This window comes from Mesorhizobium sp. WSM4822, from assembly GCF_055811155.1.
Genome location: NZ_JBVVQM010000008.1, coordinates 136,127 through 157,789, shown reverse-complemented (window position 1 = coordinate 157,789; position 21,663 = coordinate 136,127). Strand labels below are relative to the sequence as shown.

The 21,663-nt window shown below is 63.8% G+C and carries 22 protein-coding genes; 11 read left to right on the top strand and 11 right to left on the bottom strand.

Going from position 1 to position 21,663, the window contains the following annotated elements; translation table 11 throughout:
• Positions 1–101 precede the first annotated feature (101 nt).
• Positions 102–599 (bottom strand): (2Fe-2S)-binding protein, encoded by a 498-nt coding sequence (locus AC0L3E_RS19655; protein WP_127272058.1) that lies wholly within the window; start codon positions 597–599, stop codon positions 102–104.
• Positions 600–862: 263 nt separating this feature from the next.
• Here AC0L3E_RS19655 and AC0L3E_RS19650 point away from each other — a divergent pair, with 263 nt between their 5' ends.
• Entirely contained in the window at positions 863–2,047 is a 1,185-nt protein-coding gene (locus AC0L3E_RS19650; protein WP_127329575.1) for an FIST signal transduction protein, read from the top strand.
• A 15-nt stretch (positions 2,048–2,062) separates the two neighbouring features.
• A complete protein-coding gene (locus AC0L3E_RS19645; RefSeq protein ID WP_473605407.1) occupies positions 2,063–3,403 on the top strand; it encodes a hybrid sensor histidine kinase/response regulator in 1,341 nt (446 codons plus the stop codon).
• 38 nt (positions 3,404–3,441) lie between these two features.
• Here AC0L3E_RS19645 and AC0L3E_RS19640 read toward each other — a convergent pair whose 3' ends face one another.
• Positions 3,442–4,125 (bottom strand): response regulator, encoded by a 684-nt coding sequence (locus AC0L3E_RS19640; protein ID WP_164762678.1) that lies wholly within the window; start codon positions 4,123–4,125, stop codon positions 3,442–3,444.
• A gap of 174 nt (positions 4,126–4,299) precedes the next feature.
• On the opposite strand from AC0L3E_RS19640, the gene AC0L3E_RS19635 reads away from it, so the two are divergent.
• The 3 genes from AC0L3E_RS19635 to AC0L3E_RS19625 are packed head-to-tail and all read left to right on the top strand — an operon-like array spanning position 4,300 to position 6,113.
• Positions 4,300–4,995, top strand: coding sequence for a fumarylacetoacetate hydrolase family protein (locus tag AC0L3E_RS19635; protein ID WP_473605406.1), 696 nt, complete (start codon positions 4,300–4,302; stop codon positions 4,993–4,995).
• A 4-nt stretch (positions 4,996–4,999) separates the two neighbouring features.
• Positions 5,000–5,650: a maleylacetoacetate isomerase gene (gene maiA, locus AC0L3E_RS19630; protein WP_473605405.1), complete on the top strand. Its 651-nt coding sequence runs from the start codon at positions 5,000–5,002 to the stop codon at positions 5,648–5,650.
• Positions 5,640–6,113 (top strand): DUF4262 domain-containing protein, encoded by a 474-nt coding sequence (locus tag AC0L3E_RS19625; RefSeq protein ID WP_473605404.1) that lies wholly within the window; start codon positions 5,640–5,642, stop codon positions 6,111–6,113. The genes maiA and AC0L3E_RS19625 overlap by 11 nt, the downstream gene beginning before the upstream one ends.
• A gap of 2 nt (positions 6,114–6,115) precedes the next feature.
• Here the strand turns inward: AC0L3E_RS19625 and AC0L3E_RS19620 are convergent, their stop codons facing one another.
• A complete protein-coding gene (locus tag AC0L3E_RS19620; RefSeq protein ID WP_473605403.1) occupies positions 6,116–7,357 on the bottom strand; it encodes an MFS transporter in 1,242 nt (413 codons plus the stop codon).
• Positions 7,358–7,459: 102 nt separating this feature from the next.
• Here AC0L3E_RS19620 and AC0L3E_RS19615 point away from each other — a divergent pair, with 102 nt between their 5' ends.
• Positions 7,460–7,921 carry a winged helix-turn-helix transcriptional regulator gene (locus AC0L3E_RS19615; protein ID WP_127271974.1) on the top strand — a complete coding sequence of 154 codons (462 nt, stop codon included), beginning with the start codon at positions 7,460–7,462 and terminating at the stop codon, positions 7,919–7,921.
• 98 nt (positions 7,922–8,019) lie between these two features.
• Positions 8,020–9,060 carry a zinc-dependent alcohol dehydrogenase family protein gene (locus tag AC0L3E_RS19610; RefSeq protein WP_127258661.1) on the top strand — a complete coding sequence of 347 codons (1,041 nt, stop codon included), beginning with the start codon at positions 8,020–8,022 and terminating at the stop codon, positions 9,058–9,060.
• Positions 9,061–9,181: 121 nt separating this feature from the next.
• Here the strand turns inward: AC0L3E_RS19610 and AC0L3E_RS19605 are convergent, their stop codons facing one another.
• A complete protein-coding gene (locus AC0L3E_RS19605; RefSeq protein ID WP_473605402.1) occupies positions 9,182–10,072 on the bottom strand; it encodes a DMT family transporter in 891 nt (296 codons plus the stop codon).
• 104 nt (positions 10,073–10,176) lie between these two features.
• Between AC0L3E_RS19605 and AC0L3E_RS19600 the strand changes: the two genes are divergently transcribed.
• Together AC0L3E_RS19600 and cml are read left to right on the top strand one after the other, a co-directional pair.
• Entirely contained in the window at positions 10,177–11,586 is a 1,410-nt protein-coding gene (locus AC0L3E_RS19600; protein WP_473605401.1) for an aminotransferase-like domain-containing protein, read from the top strand.
• Positions 11,587–11,799: 213 nt separating this feature from the next.
• The gene (cml, locus tag AC0L3E_RS19595) at positions 11,800–12,996 is read left to right on the top strand and encodes a CmlA/FloR family chloramphenicol efflux MFS transporter (RefSeq protein ID WP_473605400.1); all 1,197 of its coding nucleotides are present in this window, start codon (positions 11,800–11,802) and stop codon (positions 12,994–12,996) included.
• Positions 12,997–13,045: 49 nt separating this feature from the next.
• Here cml and AC0L3E_RS19590 read toward each other — a convergent pair whose 3' ends face one another.
• Positions 13,046–13,939: a LysR family transcriptional regulator gene (locus tag AC0L3E_RS19590; protein ID WP_473605504.1), complete on the bottom strand. Its 894-nt coding sequence runs from the start codon at positions 13,937–13,939 to the stop codon at positions 13,046–13,048.
• 128 nt (positions 13,940–14,067) lie between these two features.
• Between AC0L3E_RS19590 and AC0L3E_RS19585 the strand changes: the two genes are divergently transcribed.
• Entirely contained in the window at positions 14,068–15,519 is a 1,452-nt protein-coding gene (locus AC0L3E_RS19585) for an MFS transporter (protein WP_473605399.1), read from the top strand.
• Positions 15,520–15,558: 39 nt separating this feature from the next.
• Here AC0L3E_RS19585 and AC0L3E_RS19580 read toward each other — a convergent pair whose 3' ends face one another.
• From AC0L3E_RS19580 to AC0L3E_RS19570, 3 genes are all read right to left on the bottom strand, one after another.
• Entirely contained in the window at positions 15,559–16,056 is a 498-nt protein-coding gene (locus AC0L3E_RS19580) for a MaoC family dehydratase (RefSeq protein ID WP_127267530.1), read from the bottom strand.
• Between the two features lie 191 nt (positions 16,057–16,247).
• Positions 16,248–16,676 (bottom strand): phasin family protein, encoded by a 429-nt coding sequence (locus tag AC0L3E_RS19575; RefSeq protein ID WP_292680192.1) that lies wholly within the window; start codon positions 16,674–16,676, stop codon positions 16,248–16,250.
• Positions 16,677–16,788: 112 nt separating this feature from the next.
• Positions 16,789–18,084, bottom strand: a complete 1,296-nt coding sequence (locus AC0L3E_RS19570) for a DUF445 domain-containing protein (protein ID WP_128307865.1) — start codon at positions 18,082–18,084, stop codon at positions 16,789–16,791.
• A gap of 275 nt (positions 18,085–18,359) precedes the next feature.
• On the opposite strand from AC0L3E_RS19570, the gene rirA reads away from it, so the two are divergent.
• Positions 18,360–18,821, top strand: coding sequence for an iron-responsive transcriptional regulator RirA (gene rirA, locus AC0L3E_RS19565; RefSeq protein WP_127267528.1), 462 nt, complete (start codon positions 18,360–18,362; stop codon positions 18,819–18,821).
• Positions 18,822–18,850: 29 nt separating this feature from the next.
• Here the strand turns inward: rirA and AC0L3E_RS19560 are convergent, their stop codons facing one another.
• From AC0L3E_RS19560 to AC0L3E_RS19550, 3 genes are read right to left on the bottom strand one after another with little or no spacing between them, the layout of a single operon-like run.
• Positions 18,851–19,639, bottom strand: a complete 789-nt coding sequence (locus AC0L3E_RS19560) for a heme ABC transporter ATP-binding protein (RefSeq protein ID WP_128307866.1) — start codon at positions 19,637–19,639, stop codon at positions 18,851–18,853.
• A 6-nt stretch (positions 19,640–19,645) separates the two neighbouring features.
• On the bottom strand, positions 19,646–20,743 hold the full coding sequence (locus AC0L3E_RS19555) for a FecCD family ABC transporter permease (protein ID WP_352581636.1): 1,098 nt from the start codon (positions 20,741–20,743) through the stop codon (positions 19,646–19,648).
• 11 nt (positions 20,744–20,754) lie between these two features.
• Positions 20,755–21,663 carry a heme/hemin ABC transporter substrate-binding protein gene (locus AC0L3E_RS19550; protein WP_352581637.1) on the bottom strand — a complete coding sequence of 303 codons (909 nt, stop codon included), beginning with the start codon at positions 21,661–21,663 and terminating at the stop codon, positions 20,755–20,757.

The following is a 21,663-nucleotide window of genomic DNA, read 5'->3' as shown; positions in this document are numbered from 1 at the left end:
GGGAGTAGGGCAGTAGGGAGTAAGGGACTAGGGAAAAAGGGCCTCGTTGCGTTGGCCTTTTTGCCCTACTCCCCTACTGCCCTACTCCCTTATTCCCTTGCCTAAGCAGCTTGTCTCGCCTTACCCTTGGACCCCTTCATCGTCGTCGATGCGGCGAGGATCGCCTTGACGATGTTGTGGTAGCCGGTGCAGCGGCAGATGTTGCCGTCGAGCTCGGCACGCACCGTCGCCTCGTCGAGCCCTTCGGGGTGGCGGCTGATCATGTCGGTCGCCGTCATGATCATGCCCGGCGTGCAGAAGCCGCATTGCAGCCCGTGATGCTCCTTGAAGGCGGCCTGCACCGGATGCAGGTCGGCGCCATTGGCCAGGCCCTCGATCGTCAGCACGGTGGAGCCGGAGGCCTGCACCGCGAGCATCGTACAGGATTTGACCGCCTTGCCATCGACGTGGACGACGCAGGCACCGCATTGCGAGGTGTCGCAACCGACATGCGTGCCGGTAAGGCCGAGATTTTCCCGCAGGAAGTGAACCAGAAGTGTTCGGTCCTCGGCAGCACCGCTGACCCGCTTTCCGTTCACCATCAACGAAACGTCCGACATGGTCCCTCCCTGGGTATCAACCTTGGTATCCACGCTGCCGACGCGGTATTCGCGCTTCGGTGGTGCATTATTCGTACACCGCACATCGGACAAAAAACAGCACGTCGCAAACGCGGAACATTGTACTTTCGATCATGGCCGCGCCCAAACATGCGGTGCCGGTGGCCCCATTGCCAAACCGCCGATTGAAGGCAACAATGTCGGTCGACGCCCGCGCGCCAGAAGCATTTAAAAACAGCCGCGCACAAAAAGCGTCGGAGGAAATGCGGAGAACATCGCTGGCCAATTCACAGACGCGCTATGCATGCGGCCTGTCGGCGCTCACCACGGACGAGCCCGACATGGAGGCGTTCGCCAAGGCGATCGCACTGGAAGCAGCCGCCATCGACGCAGGCTTTGCCCTGCTGTTCTTTTCCCAGAGCCTGGTCGAAGCCAGCGCCCTTTCCCAGGCGCTCATGACCCACGCACCGGCGCTCCACCACGCCGGCTGTTCGACTGCCGGCGAGATCACGCCGCAAGGTCTCGAGGATGGCCATGTGCTGGCCATGCTGCTTCCGTCCACCGCGTTCACCGCCGTCAGCGTGATGGTCGAAAATCTGTCCTCGTCGGGTATGGACAGGATCACCGGCGAGGTGGAGACCCTGCGGCGATCGCTGCGCGCGCGCCTTGGTTGCGATCGGACCAAAGGCACTTTCGCGCTCTGCTTCATCGACGGGCTCTCTTATGCCGAAGAAGCGGTGAGTTCAGCCATCCACTGGGGCCTCGACGACATTCCGCTGCTTGGCGGCTCCGCCGGCGACGATCTGAAATTCGAGACGACGCGCCTGATCTCGAACGGCAAGGTCACCTCCGACAGCGCTATCATCGTGCTGATATCGACCGAAATTCCCTTCCATGTCTTCAAGACCGACAATTTCGTTCCCACCGATGAAAAACTGGTGGTGACGGCTTCCGATCCCGATCACCGCATCGTGCGCGAGTTCAATGCCACCAATGCGGCGCAGGAATATTCCGCGTCCGTCGGCATCGTCGCGCAGATGCTGACGCCACTGAGCTTCGCCTCGCATCCCGTGGTGGTGAAGGTGGGCGGCCAATATTATTGCCGGTCGATCCAGAAGATGCATGCCGACGGCTCGCTGTCGTTCTTCTGCGCCATAGACGATGGCGTTGTGCTGTCGATCGCTCAACCCAAGGACATGGTCGAATCGACGCGCGCCGCCCTGCGCGATGTCGAGGAGAGGCTTGGCGGTATCGACATGATCCTCGGCTTCGACTGCGTGCTGCGCCGGCTGGACGCGCGCAATCGGCAGGTATTTCGCGAGATCTCGGAACTCTACCGGGTCAACAATGTCATCGGCTTCGGCACCTATGGCGAACAGTACCGGTCGATGCATCTGAACCAGACTTTCACCGGCATCGCCTTTGGCGAGCGCCAGGCGGCGGAATAGGACGGCGCAAACAAGATGCCGCTGAGGGACATAAACGATCTTGAAAAGCTGAAGAAGATCAACGCGGCACTGGTCAGCCGCGTCGAGCGCTCTATGGACCAGCAAGGCAACGCCTTTTCGCTGTTCCAGACCGCGATTTCGCTGGAAAACCGGGTGCGCACCCGCACCGAGGAACTGCACTCGACCTTGCGGCGGCTGGAGCAGTCGAACATCGACCTCAGCGCCGCCAAGGAAAACGCCGAACTGGCGAACCTGTCGAAAACCCGTTTCCTCGCCGCTGCCAGCCACGACGTGCTGCAGCCGCTGAACGCGGCCCATCTCTCGGTTTCGGCGCTCGCCGAAGTTCAGACCAGCGACGAGGGCAAGAAACTGGTGCGGCAGGTCGAGCGCTCGCTGGAGACGATGGAGGACCTGCTGCGAACCCTGCTCGACATCTCAAAGCTCGATGCCGGCGTGGTGCAGCCCGACATAAGCGATGTCAGCCTGGAAGCGCTGTTCTCGTCGCTCCGCTCGGATTTCCTGCCGGTGGCGGAGATGAAAGGCCTGTCGCTGAAATTCCGGCCGGTCCATGCGGTGGTCCGCTCCGACCGCACGCTGCTGCGCCGCATCCTGCAGAACATTCTCTCCAACGCGCTGGGCTATACACGCTCGGGCGGCGTGCTTGTCGGCACCAGGCATCGCGGCGACACCATCCGCATCGACGTCGCCGATACGGGCTGCGGCATTCCCGACGACCAGCGCGAGGCGGTGTTCGAGGAATTCCATCGCGGCACCTCGCCGGCCAATGCCGAACTGGACGGTGGCGGTCTCGGGCTCGGGCTCGCCATCGTGCGCCGCATGGCCAGCGCGCTCGGCCATCCCGTGACATTCTCGTCGAAGGTCGGACGCGGCACGATCTTCCACATCGATGTTCCGGTCGGCATCGGTGCGCCAGCCGATGCCATCGCCAGCGTTGCCGACATGGAACGGCCGCGCGGCTATGGCCTGTTCGGCACCAAGGTGCTGCTGGTCGAGAACGATGTCGAAGTGCTGCAGGCCATGACCTTCCTGCTCGAACGCTGGCAATGCCTGGTGCGGGCCGCGACCTCGACCGACGATGCGCTCGACATGCTTGGCGACACCGACTGGGTGCCCGACATCGTCATTGCCGACCAGCATCTCGACGGCGGCGATCTCGGCACCACGACCATCGCCGAAGTCCGCGACTATCTCGGCCGCGCCGTGCCGGCGCTGATCGTCACCGCCGACAGTTCGGAAGCGGTCGCCAAAGCCGCCCGCTCCGGCGGCATCGAACTGATGCGCAAGCCGCTGAAGCCTGCGCAATTAAGGGCGCTGCTGGCGCATTTGCTGGCTTAACTAGTCATTTGTCTCCAGCGGGCCGAGCGCAGCAAAGCTCAAAATCCCGCCTGATCCCGAAACAGCTCGGCATTGTCCAGCTTCGAAACCTCGATCACCGCCTGCGTGCGGCTGTAGACATTGAGCTTGCGCAATATTTCCGAGACATGCGCCTTCACGGTCGTCTCGCCGACCTGCAGCTCGTAGGCGATCTGCTTGTTGAGCAGGCCCTGGCGCAGCATCTGCAGCACGCGCAATTGCTGGGGCGTCAGCGTCGACAGGCGCTGCACCATGTCGGCGCGGTCGACGCTGTCGGCGTCCGGCGTGCGGCCTTCATAGGTTTCCGGGACATAGATCGCGCCTTCCATCACCGAGCGTATGGCGGCGGCGAGGTCGCTCTTGCGCGCCGATTTCGGGATGAAGCCGGCAGCGCCGTAGGACAGCGCCTCGGAAATGATCTTCGGCTCCTCATAGCCTGAGACGATGACCACGGGCAGGCGCGGATAGCGGGTCCGGAGTTGCAGCAGCCCGTCAAAACCGTGCACGTCGGGCATCGAGAGGTCGAGAAGCGCGAGGTCGAACGGCTTGGCATCGGCCAGAAGATCGAGCGCCTCGGTGATCGAGCGCGCCTCCACCGTGTCGACTTCCGGATAGGCCATCTGCACGGCGCTGTGCAGCGCCTCGCGAAACAGCGGATGGTCGTCGATGATCAGGAACCGGGCGCGATCGTGGGTTGCGGTCATGGGGTTCATTTCAGTTCGTGAGCGATTAGAATAACCTCTCCACCATGGCCAGATTATTGCCAAATAGTATATCGCCATCTCCGGCGGAAAGTGCCGCCGGCACTTTCTCGACCAAATCGCCTTGTCCAGGCCCTAAATCGGTCGAATGTTCCGGCAACCAAGCAGAGACCCTTGATGACAGAATTCGTCCTTCCCCTGCCCGCAACCGCATCGGTGGCCGTTGCCGGTTCGTCCGATCGTTTTGCGGTGCGCCGTATCTACTGCGTCGGCCGCAACTACGCGGCGCATGCCCGCGAATTCGGCAATGACGAGCGTGATCCGCCCTTCTTCTTCACCAAGCCGGCCGACGCGGTGGTCGATTCCGGCACCGCTATCCCCTACCCGCCGCTGACGGCCAATCTGCACCACGAGATCGAACTGGTCGCCGCGATCGGCAAAGCCGGCTTCCGCATTCCCCGTGACAAGGCGCTGGATCATGTCTGGGGTTATGGCGTCGGCATCGACCTCACCCGCCGCGATCTGCAGGACGAGGCCAAGAAGGCCGCCCGTCCCTGGGACTGGTCGAAGGCCTTCGACCGCTCCGCGCCTTGCGGCCCGCTGGTGCAAGCGCAGGAATCCGGCCACCCGCAGAAGGGCCGCATCTGGCTCGCCGTCAACGGCAAGGTCAGGCAGGACGCCGACCTCGCCGAACTGATCTGGCCGATATCGGATATCGTGTCGATCTGCAGCGAGGCGATGGAACTCGAGCCCGGCGACCTGATCTTCACCGGTACGCCGGCAGGGGTCGGCGCGGTTGGCCCCGGCGACACCATAACCGGCGGCGTCGACGGCATCGGGACCATCGAAGTGACCATCGGCCAACCGAAGTGAGGCCATGAGCGAACTCATCCTGCACAACTACTATCGCTCCTCCACCTCCTATCGGGTGCGGATCGCGCTGGAGATGAAGGGGCTGAGCTACGACTACGTCCCGCATCATTTGCGCCATGGCGAGCATCTGGAACCAGCCTATCTCGCGGTCAATCCGCAAGGGCTGGTGCCGGCGCTGATCCTTGGCGACGGCACGCTGCTGACGCAATCGCTGGCGATCATCGAATTCCTCGACGAGACCAGCCCGGAACCACCGCTGCTGCCGAAGGACCCGGCCGGCCGGGCCCGCGTGAGAATGCTGGCGCAGATGATCGCCTGCGACATCCACCCGGTGAACAATCTGCGTGTGCTGACCTCGCTGCGCACCCTGTTCGGCGCCGGCGACGAGGACATCACCAACTGGTTCCGTCACTGGGTGAACGAGGGCTTTCAGCCGCTTGAAAAGATCATGGCGTCGGCGGCGGAGACGGGTACATTCTGCCATGGCGACGCGCCGGGCCTGGCCGACATCTGCCTCGCCGCGCAGATTGCCAGCAACGCCCGCTTCGGCGTCGACCTGACGCCCTACCCGACGATCGCGCGCATCAACGCCGCCTGCATGGCGCTGCCGGCCTTCCAGAAAGCCGCGCCCCAGAACCAGATCGATGCCGAGTAGAAAAGCCACCGACCCAGGTGAAGCCAAGGCGCTGGCCGATATAGAGGCTTATGGCTGCCACATCTTGCATGTGCTGGAGGAAGGCGACGATCCGCCTTTCACCTATTCGGTTGGAATAGAGCACAACTTCAAGGCGCCGGAACTCATCGTCATCGGCCTGAAGCCGGAAATCTCCCAGTTCATCATCAACGAGTATTGCAGCCGCGTCCGCTCCGGCGAGGTTTTCCAACCAGGGCAGCGATCGTCCGGTTTTATCGAAGGTTTCGACTGTCAATTCGGCGCCGTTCATATCGACCACTACCGCGAGCATTTCGGCTGGGACCTCTGGTTCTACGGCGGCCTGGATTTCGGTGTTCTCCAGCTGATCTATCCCACTGTGGACGGCATCTGGCCGTGGCAGGCCGAGGCGAGCGACTGGTTCCGGGCTTGGCAGCCGCTTCTCGACACCGCGCCGTTGCCATAGGCCTATCTGCCGACGCGCAGCGTCAGCGCCCAGAACAGCAACGCCAACAGGCCGATGCCGGCCCCAAGCACACAGACGCCGCTCCAGCCCATTGCACCATAAGCCATGGTCGAGGCGATCGAGCCCAGGGCGCTGCCGACCGAGTAGAAGATCATGTAGCCGCCAACCAGGCGGCTGCGCGCATCCGGGCGGCGGGCGAAGATCAAGCTCTGGTTGGTGACGTGGACGGCCTGGATCGCCAGATCCAGCATGACTATGCCGGCGACGAGCAGCCACAGAGACATGCCCATGAAGGCGATCGGCAGCCAGGCCGCCATCATCAGCAGTAGGCCGAGTCCGGTGACCAACTGGCCACGGCCGCGATCGACGAGGCCGCCGGTCCAGCGCGCACCGAGCGCGCCGGCGACGCCCGCAAGGCCGAAAAGCCCGATCTCGGTATGCGAAAGTGAAAATGGCGCAGCACTCAACGGCAGCACCAGCGGCGCCCACAGCACGTTGAAGCTGGCGAAGATCAGCATGGCCAGCACCGCCCGCACGCGCAGCAGCGGCTCCTGTACGAACAGCAGCAGCACCGAAGCGAGCAGGCGCGGATAGGATGTGCGTGGCCGCTCCGCCTCGTGGCGCGGCAGGATCAGGTAGAGAACCATCGCCATGACGAGCGTCAACATGGCCGAGACAAGATAAACCCAGCGCCAGCCGGCGAAATCGGCGACGACGCCCGAAGCAAAGCGGGCGAGCAGGATGCCGAGGATGACGCCGCTGGTGACGGTGCCGACCGCCCGCCCCCGCTGCGACGCTACGGCGAGGTCGGCAGCGAAGGCGACCAGCACCTGCACCACCACCGCAAGCAGCCCGACCACCGCCAGGCTCGCCAGCAGCATCGCCGCATTGGGCGCGACCCCGACCGCCACCAGCGCCACGGCAGACAGAATCGCCTGCCCTGCAATCAGCTTGCGGCGATCGAACAGGTCGCCCAGCGGCACGATGAAGAACAGGCCGAGCCCATAGCCGATCTGCGTTACCGTCACCACGATGCCAACCGAGGCCGGCGCGATAGCAAAATCATGCGCCATGGCGTCGAGCAGCGGATGGGCGAAATAGACATTGGCAACGCTCAGGCCGCAGGCGATGGCGAAGATCAGCGCGGTCAATCGTGACAATCCCGCAGGTGGCGGCGCCACCCGAGGCGGCCCATCGGATTGCTCGAGGCTTGTTGCACCGCTGTTCACCACCTGCATGTTCATGTCTGCTCTCTCCATAAAAGGTTTCAATTTGAAACCTCTTGCTGGATAGGCAGAACAGTTTTATGTTGCAACCGAAAATCGAATGCTGGACCAACGACTGCCATGGTGAAACGAACGAGCCACCACGAAGCGGATTGCCTCATAGCGCGACCACTGGACGCGATTGGCGACTGGTGGTCGCTGCTCATCGTGCGTGACGCGTTCGACGGCTTGCGGCGCTTCGGCGAATTCCAGAAGAGCCTCGGCGTCGCCAAGAACATCCTATCGTCGCGGCTGCGCAATCTCGTCGCGCATGGCATCCTCGAAACGGTCCCGGCACCCGACGGCAGCGCGCACCATGAATATGTGCTGACGCAAAAGGGACGCGGCCTGTTCTATGTCCTGGTTGCCCTGCGGCAATGGGGCGAGACCTACTTCGCCGGACCGGGCGAACCCTATACCTTCATGGTCGACAATCTCACCGGCCGGCCGATCAAGCGCCTGGAAGTCCATGCCGAGGACGGGCGGCAGCTTGCCCCCGGCGAAACCCGGCTTGCCGACTTTCGCAACCGCGAAACCGGCTGAGAGCTGCTGCCTGCCAACAGGCGTGGCGGAATCGATTTCCGCTCGACCAGACAGGGAATCGGCTATCGTTTCCTGCAGCACAGAGGGTGGAGTGACCGATGAAAGCCGTCGTCTTCGAGAAATTCGGCGAAGCGCCGACGATCCAGACCGTTCCCGATCCGAAGCCGGCAGCCGATGGCGTCGTCATCAAGGTCGAAGCGACCGGTCTGTGCCGCAGCGACTGGCATGGCTGGATGGGTCATGACGATGGCATCACGCTGCCGCATGTACCGGGCCACGAACTGGCCGGTATCGTCGTCGCCGCCGGCAAGCAGGTCACCCGCTGGAAGGCCGGCGAGCGCGTCACCGTGCCGTTCGCCGTCGGCTGCGGCCGCTGCTTCGAGTGCAATTCGGGCAATCACCAGGTCTGCGAGCATCAGACCCAACCCGGCTTCACCGGCTGGGGTTCGTTCGCCGAATATGTCGCCATCGAACACGCCGACACCAACCTAGTGCGCTTACCCGACGAGATGGAATTCGCCACCGCCGCCAGCCTCGGCTGCCGCTTCGTCACCTCGTTTCGCGCCATCGTCGACCAGGGCCGGGTGACGCCGGGCGAATGGGTCGCGGTGCATGGCTGCGGCGGCGTCGGCCTGTCGGCGATCATGATCGCCAGCGCCATGGGCGCCAATGTCATCGCCATCGATCTCACCGACGAGAAACTGGATTTCGCCAAAAAGATCGGCGCCGTCGCCACCATCAATGCATCTACGACGCCGAACGTGGTCAAGGCGGTCAAGCAGATCACCAATGGCGGCGCGCACATGTCGATGGACGCGCTCGGCCACCCCACCACCTCGTTCAATTCGATATCCAATCTGCGCCGGCGCGGCCGCCATGTGCAGGTCGGCCTGATGCTGGGCGAACATGCCCGGCCGCAGGTGCCGATGGACAAGGTGATCGCCTTCGAGCTCGAAATCCTCGGCAGCCACGGCATGCAGGCCTATCGCTACCAGGCGATGATGGACATGATCCGCAACGGCAAGCTGAAGCCCGAACTGCTGGTCGGCAAGAGAATCAGTCTCGACGAGGCGCCCGCGGCCTTGATGGCGATGGGCGGCTTCGAGGGGATTGGTATTGGAGTGGTGACGAAGTTCTAAAGCGCGTCGCGTTTGAACGGATCCAGGCGACGCGCTTTAGGTCCTTGTTTTTATGCATGTCGTTCTCCCAAAACCGGGGCCACTTTTGGGCGACATGCATTGGGCGAGGACGGCACCGTCGTCAGGCGATCGCGCGTCGTGGCAATTCCTGCTTCGCGAATTGCTTGGCGCCTACGACGCAAAGCACCACGCCGACCGTAACGACCACCATCAGCGGGCTGACCTGCTCGTGCAGCAGCGTCGCTGCCAGTGCCAATCCGAAAAATGGCTGCAGCAGCTGCAACTGCCCGACCGCGGCGATGCCGCCTTGCGCCAGCCCGCGATACCAGAACACGAAGCCGATCAGCATGCTGAACAGCGAGACATAGGCAAGCCCTATCCACGCACTGACGCCGACGCCGTCGAACGAAGGCGGCATGGTCATCAGCGTCAGCACCAGCATGATCGGCAGCGACAGCACCAGCGCCCAGCAGATCACTTGCCAGCCGCCGAGCCTGCGAGACAGCGCAGCGCCCTCGGCATAGCCCAGGCCGCAGGCGATGATGGCAGCCAGCATCAGACCATCGCCCACCAGCGAGGCCGTCACGCCCTGCGTCAGGGCAAAACCCGCGACCAGCGCGCTGCCGATGCATGAAAACAGCCAGAACGCCGGGCGCGGACGGTCGCCGCCGCGCAGCACGCCGAAGATCGCAGTGGCCAACGGCAGCAGGCCGACGAAGATGATGGAATGGGCCGTGGTGACGTGCTTGAGCGCCAACGCGGTCAGCAAGGGAAAGCCGACAACCACGCCAAGTGCGACGATCACCAGCGACAGCAGATCGCCGCGCTCCGGGCGTTTCTGCCGGAACAGAAGCAGCAGCGCCAGGCCAAGCAGGCCGGCAATCGCCGCCCGGGCCGAGGTCAGGAATGTCGGATCGAAATCCTTCACCGCCACGCGCGTTGCCGGCAGGGAGCCGCTGAAGATCAACACGCCGATGAATCCATTCATCCAGCCGCTCGCGGTCTTGTCCATCGTATGCTCCGTTTGTCGGCTCCGTATCGCGCGGAGCCGGTGGCATCGCCAGAGACAATGCGGTACAATTATGCAAAACTGTCATGCTTAGCAGAGCAGTACGGATGGACAAACAGACCACAGGAAGCGAGAGCAGCGGAACGCTGGTCGAAGGTATCATGGCGACGATCCGCCAGCGGATCGCGGCGCGCAGCCTGACGCCGGGAGCGCAATTGCCGTCGATCCGCGCCTTTGCCAAATCCATGCGAGTGTCCAAATCCACCGTGGTCGAAGCCTATGAGCGGCTCGCCGCCGAAGGGACGATCCGCTCGCGGCCGGGCTCCGGATTCTATGCCGCCGGATCGCTGGCGCCGCTGTCGCTGGCCGAAATCGGCCCCCGCCTCGACCGCGCGGTCGATCCACTCTGGATCTCACGCCAGTCCCTGGAGGCCGGCGACGACATGCTGAAACCCGGCTGCGGCTGGCTGCCGGCCTCGTGGATGCCGCAGGCAGGTCTGCGCCGGGCACTGCGCACGGTAGCGCGTGCCGACGATGTCGCACTGGCCGATTACGGCACGCCGCTCGGCCTGCCGCCGCTGCGGCAATTGCTGGCGCGGCGTATGGCCGGGCACGGCATCGAGGCCTCTCCCGAGCAGATCATGCTGACGGAATCAGGCACGCAGGCCATCGACCTCCTGTGCCGGTTCCTGATCGAGCCCGGCGACACCGTGCTGGTCGACGACCCCTGTTACTTCAACTTCCACGCTTTGTTGCGCGCCCACCGGGCCAAGGTCGTCAGCGTTCCCTACACGCCGTCGGGGCCGGATATCGATCTGTTCGCGCAGGCGTTGGCCGAGCATCGGCCGCGCCTCTACATCACCAATTCCGCCATCCACAACCCGACCGGCGCGGTGCTGTCGCCAGTCACCGCGCATCGGCTGCTCAAGCTCGCCGACCAGTCGGATCTGACCATCGTCGAAGACGACATCTTCGCCGATTTCGAACATGCGCCCGCCCCCAGGCTGGCGGCGTTCGATGGTCTGAACCGCGTCGTCCATATCGGCAGCTTCTCCAAGACGCTGTCGGCGTCGGTTCGCTGCGGCTTCATCGCAGCCCCCCGCGACTGGATCGAGCCCCTGACCGACCTGAAGATCGCCACCACCTTTGGCGGCGGCCGGCTTGCGGCCGAATTGGTGCTGACGCTGCTCAAAGACGGCAGTTACCGGAAGCACATGGATTTGCTGCGCGCACGGCTTGCGCGCGCCATGGGCGAGACGGGCGCCCGCCTGAAGGCGATCGGCATCTCACCCTGGATCGACCAGCCGGCCGGCCTGTTCCTGTGGTGCAGTCTGCCGGATGGCGTCGATGCGGCCGAAGTGGCCCGCCGCGCTCTGGCCGACAATATCGTGCTGGCGCCCGGCAACGCATTCAGCCTGTCCGGGACGGCTGGCCGCTTCCTGCGCTTCAACGCTGCCCAATGCGCGGACGAGCGGATTTTCAGGGTGATCGAGGCTGCGATGACGCGACCAAGCTGATCCTGTTGCCTGGACAAACTCCGGCTGCTAAGGGACGGATCTGCGCGTCGAGAGAATATCCGCGCGATCCGGGATAGCGACTATGGGAACCAGCAAGTCAGCAGACAAGTAGGCCGCAACAGCACTTCGTTGTTGCGGCGGCCCGTCATTTCCCATCTTCAGTGAGAACGGCAGATCGCCGCCAAATGTAGCCATTTGAGCGGATGTTCAATCATGCCTTGTCCAAAAAACCCGACATGGACCACTTCCCTGCCAGCAGCCATGGTGCTGATGGCGCCCTTCGACATCCTGGCCTCGCTGGCCATGGACATCTACCTCCCGATCGTCCCGGCGATGCCGGAGATCCTCAAGACATCGCCTGATGTCATCCAACTGACGCTGAGCCTCTACATGATCTGTCTTGGGCTCGGCCAAATCGTCTTCGGCCCGATTTCCGACAGGATCGGCAGGCGTCCGGTGCTGATCGGCAGCGCGCTTTTGTTTGCAGGCGCTTCCGTCCTGCTCGCCTGCACCTCGCTGGCCATGGTGTTCGTTGCCTTGCGGGTCGTGCAGGCCATCGGTGCATCCGCCGTTCTCGTTGCGACCTTTGCAACGGTTCGCGACGTCTATGCGCAGAGGCTTGAAAGTGCCGTCATCTACGGCCTGTTCAGTTCGATGCTGGCCTTCGTGCCGGCGTTAGGGCCGATTGCCGGTGCGTTGATCGCCGACAATCTCGGCTGGCGCGCGATCTTCCTGACGCTCGGCGGTCTGGCGGTAGCCGCCACCCTCAATGCATGGCCGAGATGGCATGAAACACGACCATTGAATGGCAACGACAGGCGAATGGCGTTTCGTCCCATTCTCTCCAGCTTCGCCTTCTGGGCGTATACGCTCGGCTTCAGTGCCGCCATGGGCGCCTTCTTCGTGTTCTTTTCGACGGCGCCCCGGGTGCTCATGGACCGCGCCGGCTTTTCACAGCTCGGTTTCAGCCTGGCCTTCGCCACCGCGGCGCTGGTGATGATCGTGACCACCCGCTTCGCCAAAAAGTTCATTGCACGTTGGGGCATTGCGGGCAGTGCTATCAGAGGCATGGCGATGTTGCTGCTCGGCGCGGCTCTGCTGGCGGCCGGGCAACTGTTCGCGGCGCCGTCCTTCGCGACATTCGTCTTACCGATGTGGGTCGTTGCCGCGGGTATCGTCTTCGCTGTCTCAGTCACCGCGAACGGTGCACTCGAGGCGTTCGGCGATGTCGCGGGAACCGCCGTCGCGCTCTACTTCTGCATCCAGAGCCTTGTCGTCGGCATCCTCGGCACGCTGTTCGTCATCCTGCTTGATGGAGACACGGCGTGGCCGCTGGTGGGCTACTGTTCGGTCATGGCGACGCTCACACTAGGCGCACTGAGGCATTTGCAGAAACGCCAAACCGAATAGACGGGACAGATGAGAAGCCTGGGCGGTTGGCGCAGGCTTCTCATCGTTGTCAGCGCGACGCCGCGCAGACCTCCCGCACGCGGTCGCGCAACCAGCGTTGCGCCGGATCGGCATCGAGGCGCGGATGCCAGAGCATGGAGATGGTGACCTCGGCGGTGGCAACCGGCAGGGGAAAACTGTGCATGCCGGTGCGTGCACCCTCGGTATGCCGCTCCGGAACGCTTGCGATCAGGTCTGATGTGCGGGCCATGGCAAGGGCTGCCGAGAACCCGGAAACCATGCACACGACCGTCCGCTGCAGCCCGAGCCGGTTCAAAGCCTCGTCGATCGGCCCTTTCTCGCGGCCACGCCGTGAAACGCTGATGTGCCGGCCTGCGGCATAGCGCTCCGGCGTCACCGCGCCCTCGCTCAACGGATGGCCCATTCGCACGGCGCCGATGAAGCAGTCGCGAAGCAATGCCTGGATGCGCACCTCCGGTCCGGTCTCGCCAGCGACGCCTATGTCCAGGTCGATCGCCGCATCGCGCAGCGACATGACGTCTCTATCGGACTTCGGCGCAAAGCGCAGCCGCACGCCGGGCGCATCGGCCTGGATACGGGCAACGAGACGAGGTGCGAATTCTTCGACGAAGCTCTCATTGGTGCGCAGCGTGAAGACCCTGTCCAGGCTCGGGAGATCGAGCAAGGTGGCAGGGCGCAGCAGCGCCTCCGCATCCTGGACGACACGGCCCACCTGTTGTCGCAGTTCTTCCGCACGCGGCGTCGCCACCAGGCCGCGACCGGCGCGAACCAGCAGCGGATCGCCCGTGGCCTCGCGCAGCCGCGCCAGCGTCCGGCTCATAGCCGAGGGGCTGAGGCGCAGGCGGCTGGCGGCACGCGCCACGCTGCCTTCGGTCAGCAGGACGTCGAGAGCGAACAGTAAGTTGAGATCGGGTGATGTCATCGGCAGATAATGGCATGATATGGCGCCAAACGCACGAATAAGATGCAAATGCTGCGCCTTCCGCCACATTGGCCAAAGAACTAGATCTCCAGCAGTTCCGGTTGTGGGACTGGTGGAAGGAGATCGCCGTGGCAATCGCTGAGCAAAATCGGGACGGGCTGACATCGGCGTCACCACGGATGCAATCCGCCAGCTGGGCGTTGGCAAGCCTGTCGCTCGCCACGCTGCTGTCGTCGCTGGGAACCAGCATTGCCAGCGTCGGGCTGCCGTCGCTGATGCAGAATTTCGGCGCGACGTTCCAGTCCGTGCAATGGGTTGTTCTGGCCTATCTGCTCGCCATCACCACACTGATCGTCAGCGCCGGCCGGCTGGCCGACATGTTTGGACGCCGGCCGTTGCTGCTTGGCGGCATCGCGCTGTTCACATCGGCATCGGTGCTCTGCGGCCTGGCGCCGACGCTGTGGCTGCTGATCGCCGCACGCGCCGTGCAGGGACTTGGCGCGGCGCTGATGATGGCGCTGACGCTGGCCTTTGTCGCCGAAACCGTGACCAAAGACAGAATTGGCAGCGCCATGGGCCTGCTCGGCGCCATGTCCGCGATCGGCACGACACTTGGCCCCTCGCTCGGCGGCCTTTTGATCGCCGGCTTTGGCTGGCGCGCGATCTTCCTCGTCAATGTCCCGCTGGGTGTGCTCACCTTCGCTCTCGCCTGGCGTGCCTTGCCGGCACGCAATAAAACCGCGCGGCTCGACCGAGGCACGTTCGATGTCATGGGCACTGCCCTGCTGGCCCTGACATTGGCCGCCTATGCGCTGGCCATGACGCTTGGCAGAGGCAATTTCGGACCGCTCAACGTCGGCCTGCTGGTCGCTGCCGGCATCGGTGTTTTTCTTTTCGCCGCCGCGCAGGCGAGTGTGAAAAACCCCTTGATCCAGCTTGCCAGCTTCCGCGACTTCCAACTGAGCGCCAGCCTCGCCATGAGCCTCGTTGTCGCGACGGTAATGATGGCGACTTTGGTGGTTGCCCCGTTCTATCTTTCGCGAGGACTTGGGCTCGATGCCGCAATGGTCGGCCTCGTGCTGTCGACCGGGCCGCTTGTCTCGGCCCTGTCGGCGCTGGTGGCTGGACGCCTGACCGATCGCTTCGGCGCCCACAAGATGATGGTCGCCGGCCTGCTCAGCCTCACGACAGGCACGTTCCTGCTGTCGCTCGCCATGGTGACGCTCGGCATTGCCGGCTATGTCGTTCCGATCACCGTCACCTGCATCGGCTACGCGCTGTTCCAGACATCCAACAATGCAGCCGTCATGGCCGGCATCAGTGCCGGCCAGCGCGGCGTCGTCTCCGGCCTGCTCAACCTTTCGCGCAATCTCGGGCTGATCACCGGCGCCTCGTTGATGGGTGCCATATTCGCCGTCGCATCGGCCGAAAAGCACCAAAGCATTGGTCTTCTGAGTTCCGAGGCCGCCCGGGGGATGCAGGTCACATTTCAGACGGCGACAGTGCTGGCGCTGATCGCGCTGGTCCTCGCGCTGCTCTCTGCCCGCGCCGCAGGCCGCACGGAATCCAGGGGTTCGTGACGCGCCACACCGCTCAGAGAGTAGAATTCCCAAACAGGCTCAGGCGCCTGCCCGCTTGCGGCGTTCATAGAGCATGACCAGCGTTTCAGCCGTCAAGGCAGGCTTTTCCTCGCCTTCGATCTCGACCGTATTGGCTGCCTTCATGAGATACTGGCCGGGACCCCTGTCCTCCATGGACAGCAGCGTGATGCGCAGCCTGATGCGCGCGCCGACCTTGACCGGCGCCAGGAAGCGCACCTTGTCGAAGCCATAATTGAAGGCAGCCTGGGTGTTCTCGGGCACGATGCCCATGCCGAGCGCCAGTGCGCCGATGATCGACAGCGTCAGATAGCCATGCGCAATCGTCGTGCGGAACGGGCTTTGCCGCCGCGCCCTTTCAGGGTCGACATGGATCCATTGGTGGTCGCCGGTGCATTCGGCGAACTGGTCGATGCGGTTCTGGTCGACCGTCGTCCACTCCGATACGCCAAGCTCCTGCCCGGCCATCATCCTCAACTGCTCGTAGGTCGGCGGCGCTTTAGGCCGTATTTCGTTCATTCCTGGTTTCCCGATCGCTTCCAAAGCCTCCGGACCACGAACTGACGGCCTCTGTCAATTCGCTCGGCGCGAATCCGTTCCGCCGGTTTCGGCCGCAATCGTGCCACGCCGCGAGCGCAGTCGCAGGCTAAATCGGGATTTCCAGGCTTCAGGGGCCGCTGGCAGCAACGAGCCAGCCTCGGCCATTTCCGCTACTTCTTCTCGTAGCCGGCGCGGATTTCCTCCATCGCCTCCTTGATGCGCGTGCGCAGGATGTCGACCGATTCGGCGCCGGATTTCTTGACCAGTTCAGCCACTTCGCCCGCATTCTTCAATGCGACTTCGAAAGACTTTCTGGCAAACTCCGTCTGTTTGGTCATCAGTTCCTGCGGATTGCCCGGCGCCCTGTAGCTTTGCGCCATGTCCGTGACCTCGCGCAGCGTGTCCTCCAGCATCTCGCGCTGCCTGGACAACAGCGAGGTCGCGCCGGCGGCACTGGCTCGTGCCGATTTCTCTAGCGCTTCGAGGTTCTTGCGGTGATGGGCGAGGATCGCCTCGACATCGACATTGGGCACCTTCAGGTCGCGGCCGAACCTGCCGAACATGTCCATGAAGGAATCGGATTCCGGTTGTTTCGCCATGCTCGTTTGCTCCCCTTTGCCGCATGATGCGGGCACCCTCGGCGGGAGAATAGCACTCGCATGCCGTGAGTCCATTCGGACACGGAGGAGTGAGCGCCAGTCTGGTCGCGCATCAATTCACGAGGAACAGCCGCTCGGCCACATAGAGCACGACACCGGCGAGCCCGCCGATGATCATGCCGTTGAAGCGGATATACTGCAGGTCCCGACCGATGTTCATCTCGATCAGCCGCGTGAGCTGCGCAAGATCCCAGCGCTTGACCTGGTCGGCGATGAATGTCGACACGCCGGCCTTCTGGCTCTCCACGAACGACGCCAGAGCCACCACGAACCCTTGGTTCATGTCGGCCCGGATCTGCGCATCCCCGGCAAGATGGCGACCGACCTCGACGAACATGTTGGCAAGATGCGCGCGGACAACCGAATTCGGCGCCTTGGCGTCCTGCTCGATGAACTGGCTGAGGCTTGCCCACATCTCGCCGGCCAACCCCTTTACCTCCGGCCGGGCCAGGAAGTCGCGCTTCAGCTTCTCGGCCCGTTTGGCGTATTGCTTCGATGTTCTCAGCTTCTCGACGAAGCCTTGGGCGAAGCGGTCGAATTCGGCGCGCATCGGGTGGTCGGGATCGGCCCTCACCTCGTCGAGAAGCGAGCCGGCCGAGGCGACGATCTTCTTCAGGAGATAGGCGTCGGCACGGAACAGGTTGAACAGCGACGGCAGTTCCTCGCGGATCTTTTCGCGCATCGTCGCCAGCGCCTTTTCGTCATTGAGGAACCTGCCGATCACCTTGGTGAACTCGTCGAACAGTTTTTGGTGACGGCGGTCGTCGGTAAGCGCTGACAACAGCTCGGCGGCCAGCGGCGCCAACGGCACCTTTTCGATCTGTTCCAGCATGCGGCTGGTGACGAAGCCGCGCAGGCCGGATTGCTCGACAGCGGCCAGCGTCTGCGGCACCAGCCGCACGACGAAGCGCGACAGGCCGGCGGCGCGCTCCGTATCGGCCAGCCAGTCGGCGACGAGTGCCGAGAAATCCACCTCGGCGAGCTTTTCGCGCACCGGTTCAGGCGCCAGGAAGTTGACCTCGATGAAGCGACCGAGATTGTCGGCGATGCGGTTCTGGTTCTCCGGGATGATGGCCGTGTGCGGGATCGGCAGCCCCAGCGGCCGCCTGAACAGCGCCACCACCGCGTACCAGTCGGCCAGACCGCCGATGGTCGCGGCCTCGGCAAAGGCGGCGACGAAGCCGAGCCATGGATAGGTGCGCTCGAAGGATTTGGCGAGCGCAAACACCAGCACGCAAAGCGCCAGTGCGGCCGCCGCAAGGAATTTTGTCCGCCGCAACGCGGAAAGCTTGGCATCCGCCTCGGCATCGAAACGGACCGGCGCCAGGGGCGAAGCCGATTGTGACATGGGTGAGCCGCTCCTCGTCGATCTCAGCCTATTTAGTGTTCCGATGGCCGAAATACCCGCGACAGCGGGTTTCGTCCGGAACTTTCCCCGGCCGCGCACACAAAGTTGAGGAGAAAATTCATCTATCGCACGAAGCTAGTCTGGAATTATTCCAAGGTATAGGCCATATTCCGCCCGAGCCAATGTGGCGAATCCGGAAATTCGGGTCAAAGCCATATCAGCAAAATTTCCAGATCTGGCGTGGTTGCACCGCACCAGTGCCTTGTGAGGACAAAATGCGGCTTACGCGCCAGACCAACTATGCCATGCGCATCTTGATGTATTGCGCGGCCAATGATGACCGATTGAGCCGCATCCCCGAGATCGCGGCCGCCTATTCGGTGTCGGAGCTTTTCCTGTTCAAGATCCTGCAGCCCCTGGTCGAGCACGGCCTCGTCCAGACCGTGCGCGGTAGGAATGGCGGCGTCAAGCTTGGCCGGGCGGCCGAAGCCATCAGCCTGTTCGATGTCGTGCGCGTGACAGAAGAGAGCTTCGCTATGGCCGAATGCTTCGAGAACGATGCCGCCGAATGCCCGCTCGTCGATAGCTGCGCGCTGAACTCGGCGCTGCGCGAGGCGCTGAACGCGTTCTTCGCCGTGCTGGAGCGCTATACGATCGCCGACCTCGTGGCGGCACGTCCAAATGTGCGCAACCTGCTCGGAATCGACATGCTGGAGCGCCGCGCACCAGCTGCCTGACCCAGCAGGGGCGCGGGCTAGATCTGCAATCAGGCCGCTGACTGAGGCAGCACGAACGGCATATTGCCGGCCGGCAGCACGCCGACCCTGAGCCGGCAGTCGAACACTTTTTCGATCAGGTCATCGCTCAGCACATCCCGCGGCGACCCGGTGGCGGCTAGCCTGCCGCGATGCATGACGAAGATCCGGTCGGCATACATGGCCGTCAGATTGAGGTCGTGCAGGATGGCGACCACGCCGCCGCCCCTTCTGGCGAAGTCGCGGGCAATGTTCATGATGATCAGCTGGTGCTTGATGTCGAGGCTGGAAACCGGCTCGTCGAGGAACAGAAAGCGCGGCTTGCCGTCGAGCACCGGTGCCCAGACCTGGCTCAGCACGCGTGCGAGCTGAACGCGCTGTTGCTCGCCGCCCGAAAGCTCCTGGTAGAAACGGCCGGCAAAGCCGTCGAGATCGACACGCGCCAGCGCCCGTTCCGGCAGCCGCGCATCCTCGCCCGGCAAGACGCCTGAGCGGCCGCCGACAAGGCCGAGCTTGACCACTTCCCGCACGGTGAACGGGAACGACAGCGTCGTCGCCTGCGGCAGCACCGCACGATGGACGGCCACCTCGACCGGCTTCATCGTCGAGAGATCTCGGCCGTTGAGGGCAACGCGCCCGGTGTAGGCGAGTTCGCCGGAAAGCGCTTTGAGGAAGGTCGTCTTGCCCGAACCATTGGGGCCGACGATGGCGGCGATCTCGCCGGGCCGCGCGTGGAAATCGATACCGCTGACGATAGGCTTGCCGGCGATATCAATCGAAACATCCTTGGCCTCGATCATCAAGCCTCACAAATCAACCACGCCGCGCTTGCGCAGCAGGATCCAAAGGAAAAACGGCGCGCCCGCTATCGCGGTGACGATGCCTATCGGCAGTTCGGCCGGCGCAACGATGGTGCGTGCGACCGCGTCGGCCAGAAGCAGCAGCGAGGCACCGAGCAGCGCCGACGCCGGCAGCAGATAGCGATTGTCCGGACCGATCAGCAGGCGCAGCAGATGCGGTACCACGATGCCGACGAAGCCGATGCCGCCGCTGACGGCGACGGATGCGCCGACCGCGGCAGAGACGCCGACGATGGCCGTGTATTTCAGCCGCTGCACCGGAATGCCGAGATGACCGGCGGTCGCCTCGCCAAGCGCCAGCGCGTTGAGGCCGCGTGCCAGGAACGGCATCGCCGCCAGCGCCAGCACGATGATCGGCCCTACCGACGCGATCTTCGCCCAGGTTGCGCCGCCGAGCGATCCGAGTTGCCAGAAGGTCAGGTCGCGCAACTGGCGATCGTCGGCCATGAAGATGAGGATGCCGGTCAGCGCCATGGCGAGCGCCGCCAGCGCGATGCCGGCAAGCAGCATTGTGGCAACCGAGGTTTGCCCCCGCCGCGTCGCGACCTGGTAAAGCACCAGCGTGGTGGCGAGCCCGCCACAGAAGGCCGCCAGCGGCAGTGCGAGCGTGCCGAGCAAGGCGGTCACCGGAGCCAATATCGTGGCGCCGAGCACGATGACGGCAACCGCGCCGAGGCTGGAGCCGGCCGAGACGCCGATCAGGCCGGGGTCGGCCAGCGGATTGCGGAACAGTCCCTGCATGACCGCGCCGGAGACCGCGAGCGCCGCGCCGACCAGCATGCCGAGGATGATTCGCGGCAGGCGGATGTCATAGACGATCAGGCTGTCGCGGGCGCTCACCGCGGCGTCATCAGGCACTGTGCCGAACAGCCAGCCCCCGATGACGTTGACGGCCGATGCGTCCGAAGCCCCCGATGTCAGCGACAGAAAAATGGCAGCCGCCAGCCCCAGGCACAGCAGAAGGATGACGATGCGGGCGCGGCCCGACCTGTCGCCTCCGGATACGCTTGCCATCACCGGGCCGGCGATCGATTGATCGACCATGATCCGCCCGTTCAGTCCGTGACCTGCCCGCCATAAAGCGAGACAGCGAGGTCGTGGATGGCATCGGCCGTGCGTGGACCGAAGCCGAGCAGATAGGCGCCGTCGACGCGGATCAGCTTGCGCGCCGTTCCGGCCGGCGTGGAGGCGATCGACGGATTGCCGAACAGTTCGTCGTCCGACACCGGAGGCCCGGCATTGCTCATCATCAGGATCACGTCCGGTCTGGCGGTTATAATCGCCTCGTCGGACATTTGCTTGTAGCCGGAAAAGCCCTCGACCGCGTTGACGCCGCCAGCCAGCTTGACCATACCGTCGGCCGCGGTCTCGCTGCCGGCCGCCAGGATCTTGCCGCCCTGTATCGACAGCACGAACAGGATGCGCTTGCGTTCCTTGATCGACGTCGTCTGCTTCTCGGCTGCCGTGAGCTTGGCATCGAGTTCCCTGGCCAGCACCTCGGCCTTGGCGTCGACGCCGAGCGCCTTGCCGACGATACGGACCTTTTCGAGGATGCCTTCGTGGCTATAGTGCTCGGGCACTTCGATGAACGGGACGCTCGTCTTCTTCAAGACGTCGACGGCTTCCTTGGGACCGCTGCCATGCAACGCCAGGATGCCGGTCGGGTTGACCGAGAGCACGCCTTCCGGTGACAGCGCACGCATGTAACCGACATCGGGCAGATCAAGCGCCGCCTTTGGGTACCGGCTGGTGGAATCGCGAGCCACCAGATGCTTTTCCTCGCCGAGCGCATAGACGATCTCGGTGATCGAGCCGCCAACGGCCACGATTTTCGAAGGATCGGCAAACACGGCCGTGCCTTCCATGGCGCTGGCGGATTGCAGTGCGATAACAGCCATGGAGAGACCGATCACCGGCCCGAAAATAGATCCGCGCACGGTCGACAATCTTGGGAAAAAACGCAT

What these genes read in the sequence shown, in the direction of transcription:
- rirA (WP_127267528.1), top strand. Translation starts at nt 18,360, where the DNA reads ATGCGGCTTACGCGCCAGACCAACTATGCCATGCGCATCTTGATGTAT.
- AC0L3E_RS19575 (WP_292680192.1), bottom strand. Translation starts at nt 16,676, where the DNA reads ATGGCGAAACAACCGGAATCCGATTCCTTCATGGACATGTTCGGCAGG.
- AC0L3E_RS19590 (WP_473605504.1), bottom strand. Translation starts at nt 13,939, where the DNA reads ATGACATCACCCGATCTCAACTTACTGTTCGCTCTCGACGTCCTGCTG.
- AC0L3E_RS19605 (WP_473605402.1), bottom strand. Translation starts at nt 10,072, where the DNA reads ATGGACAAGACCGCGAGCGGCTGGATGAATGGATTCATCGGCGTGTTG.
- AC0L3E_RS19620 (WP_473605403.1), bottom strand. Translation starts at nt 7,357, where the DNA reads ATGAACATGCAGGTGGTGAACAGCGGTGCAACAAGCCTCGAGCAATCC.
- AC0L3E_RS19550 (WP_352581637.1), bottom strand. Translation starts at nt 21,663, where the DNA reads ATGCGTTTTTTCCCAAGATTGTCGACCGTGCGCGGATCTATTTTCGGG.
- AC0L3E_RS19625 (WP_473605404.1), top strand. Translation starts at nt 5,640, where the DNA reads ATGCCGAGTAGAAAAGCCACCGACCCAGGTGAAGCCAAGGCGCTGGCC.
- AC0L3E_RS19635 (WP_473605406.1), top strand. Translation starts at nt 4,300, where the DNA reads ATGACAGAATTCGTCCTTCCCCTGCCCGCAACCGCATCGGTGGCCGTT.
- AC0L3E_RS19570 (WP_128307865.1), bottom strand. Translation starts at nt 18,084, where the DNA reads ATGTCACAATCGGCTTCGCCCCTGGCGCCGGTCCGTTTCGATGCCGAG.
- AC0L3E_RS19655 (WP_127272058.1), bottom strand. Translation starts at nt 599, where the DNA reads ATGTCGGACGTTTCGTTGATGGTGAACGGAAAGCGGGTCAGCGGTGCT.
- AC0L3E_RS19610 (WP_127258661.1), top strand. Translation starts at nt 8,020, where the DNA reads ATGAAAGCCGTCGTCTTCGAGAAATTCGGCGAAGCGCCGACGATCCAG.
- AC0L3E_RS19600 (WP_473605401.1), top strand. Translation starts at nt 10,177, where the DNA reads ATGGACAAACAGACCACAGGAAGCGAGAGCAGCGGAACGCTGGTCGAA.
- maiA (WP_473605405.1), top strand. Translation starts at nt 5,000, where the DNA reads ATGAGCGAACTCATCCTGCACAACTACTATCGCTCCTCCACCTCCTAT.
- AC0L3E_RS19640 (WP_164762678.1), bottom strand. Translation starts at nt 4,125, where the DNA reads ATGACCGCAACCCACGATCGCGCCCGGTTCCTGATCATCGACGACCAT.
- cml (WP_473605400.1), top strand. Translation starts at nt 11,800, where the DNA reads ATGCCTTGTCCAAAAAACCCGACATGGACCACTTCCCTGCCAGCAGCC.
- AC0L3E_RS19645 (WP_473605407.1), top strand. Translation starts at nt 2,063, where the DNA reads ATGCCGCTGAGGGACATAAACGATCTTGAAAAGCTGAAGAAGATCAAC.
- AC0L3E_RS19580 (WP_127267530.1), bottom strand. Translation starts at nt 16,056, where the DNA reads ATGAACGAAATACGGCCTAAAGCGCCGCCGACCTACGAGCAGTTGAGG.
- AC0L3E_RS19615 (WP_127271974.1), top strand. Translation starts at nt 7,460, where the DNA reads ATGGTGAAACGAACGAGCCACCACGAAGCGGATTGCCTCATAGCGCGA.
- AC0L3E_RS19650 (WP_127329575.1), top strand. Translation starts at nt 863, where the DNA reads ATGCGGAGAACATCGCTGGCCAATTCACAGACGCGCTATGCATGCGGC.
- AC0L3E_RS19555 (WP_352581636.1), bottom strand. Translation starts at nt 20,743, where the DNA reads ATGGTCGATCAATCGATCGCCGGCCCGGTGATGGCAAGCGTATCCGGA.
- AC0L3E_RS19560 (WP_128307866.1), bottom strand. Translation starts at nt 19,639, where the DNA reads ATGATCGAGGCCAAGGATGTTTCGATTGATATCGCCGGCAAGCCTATC.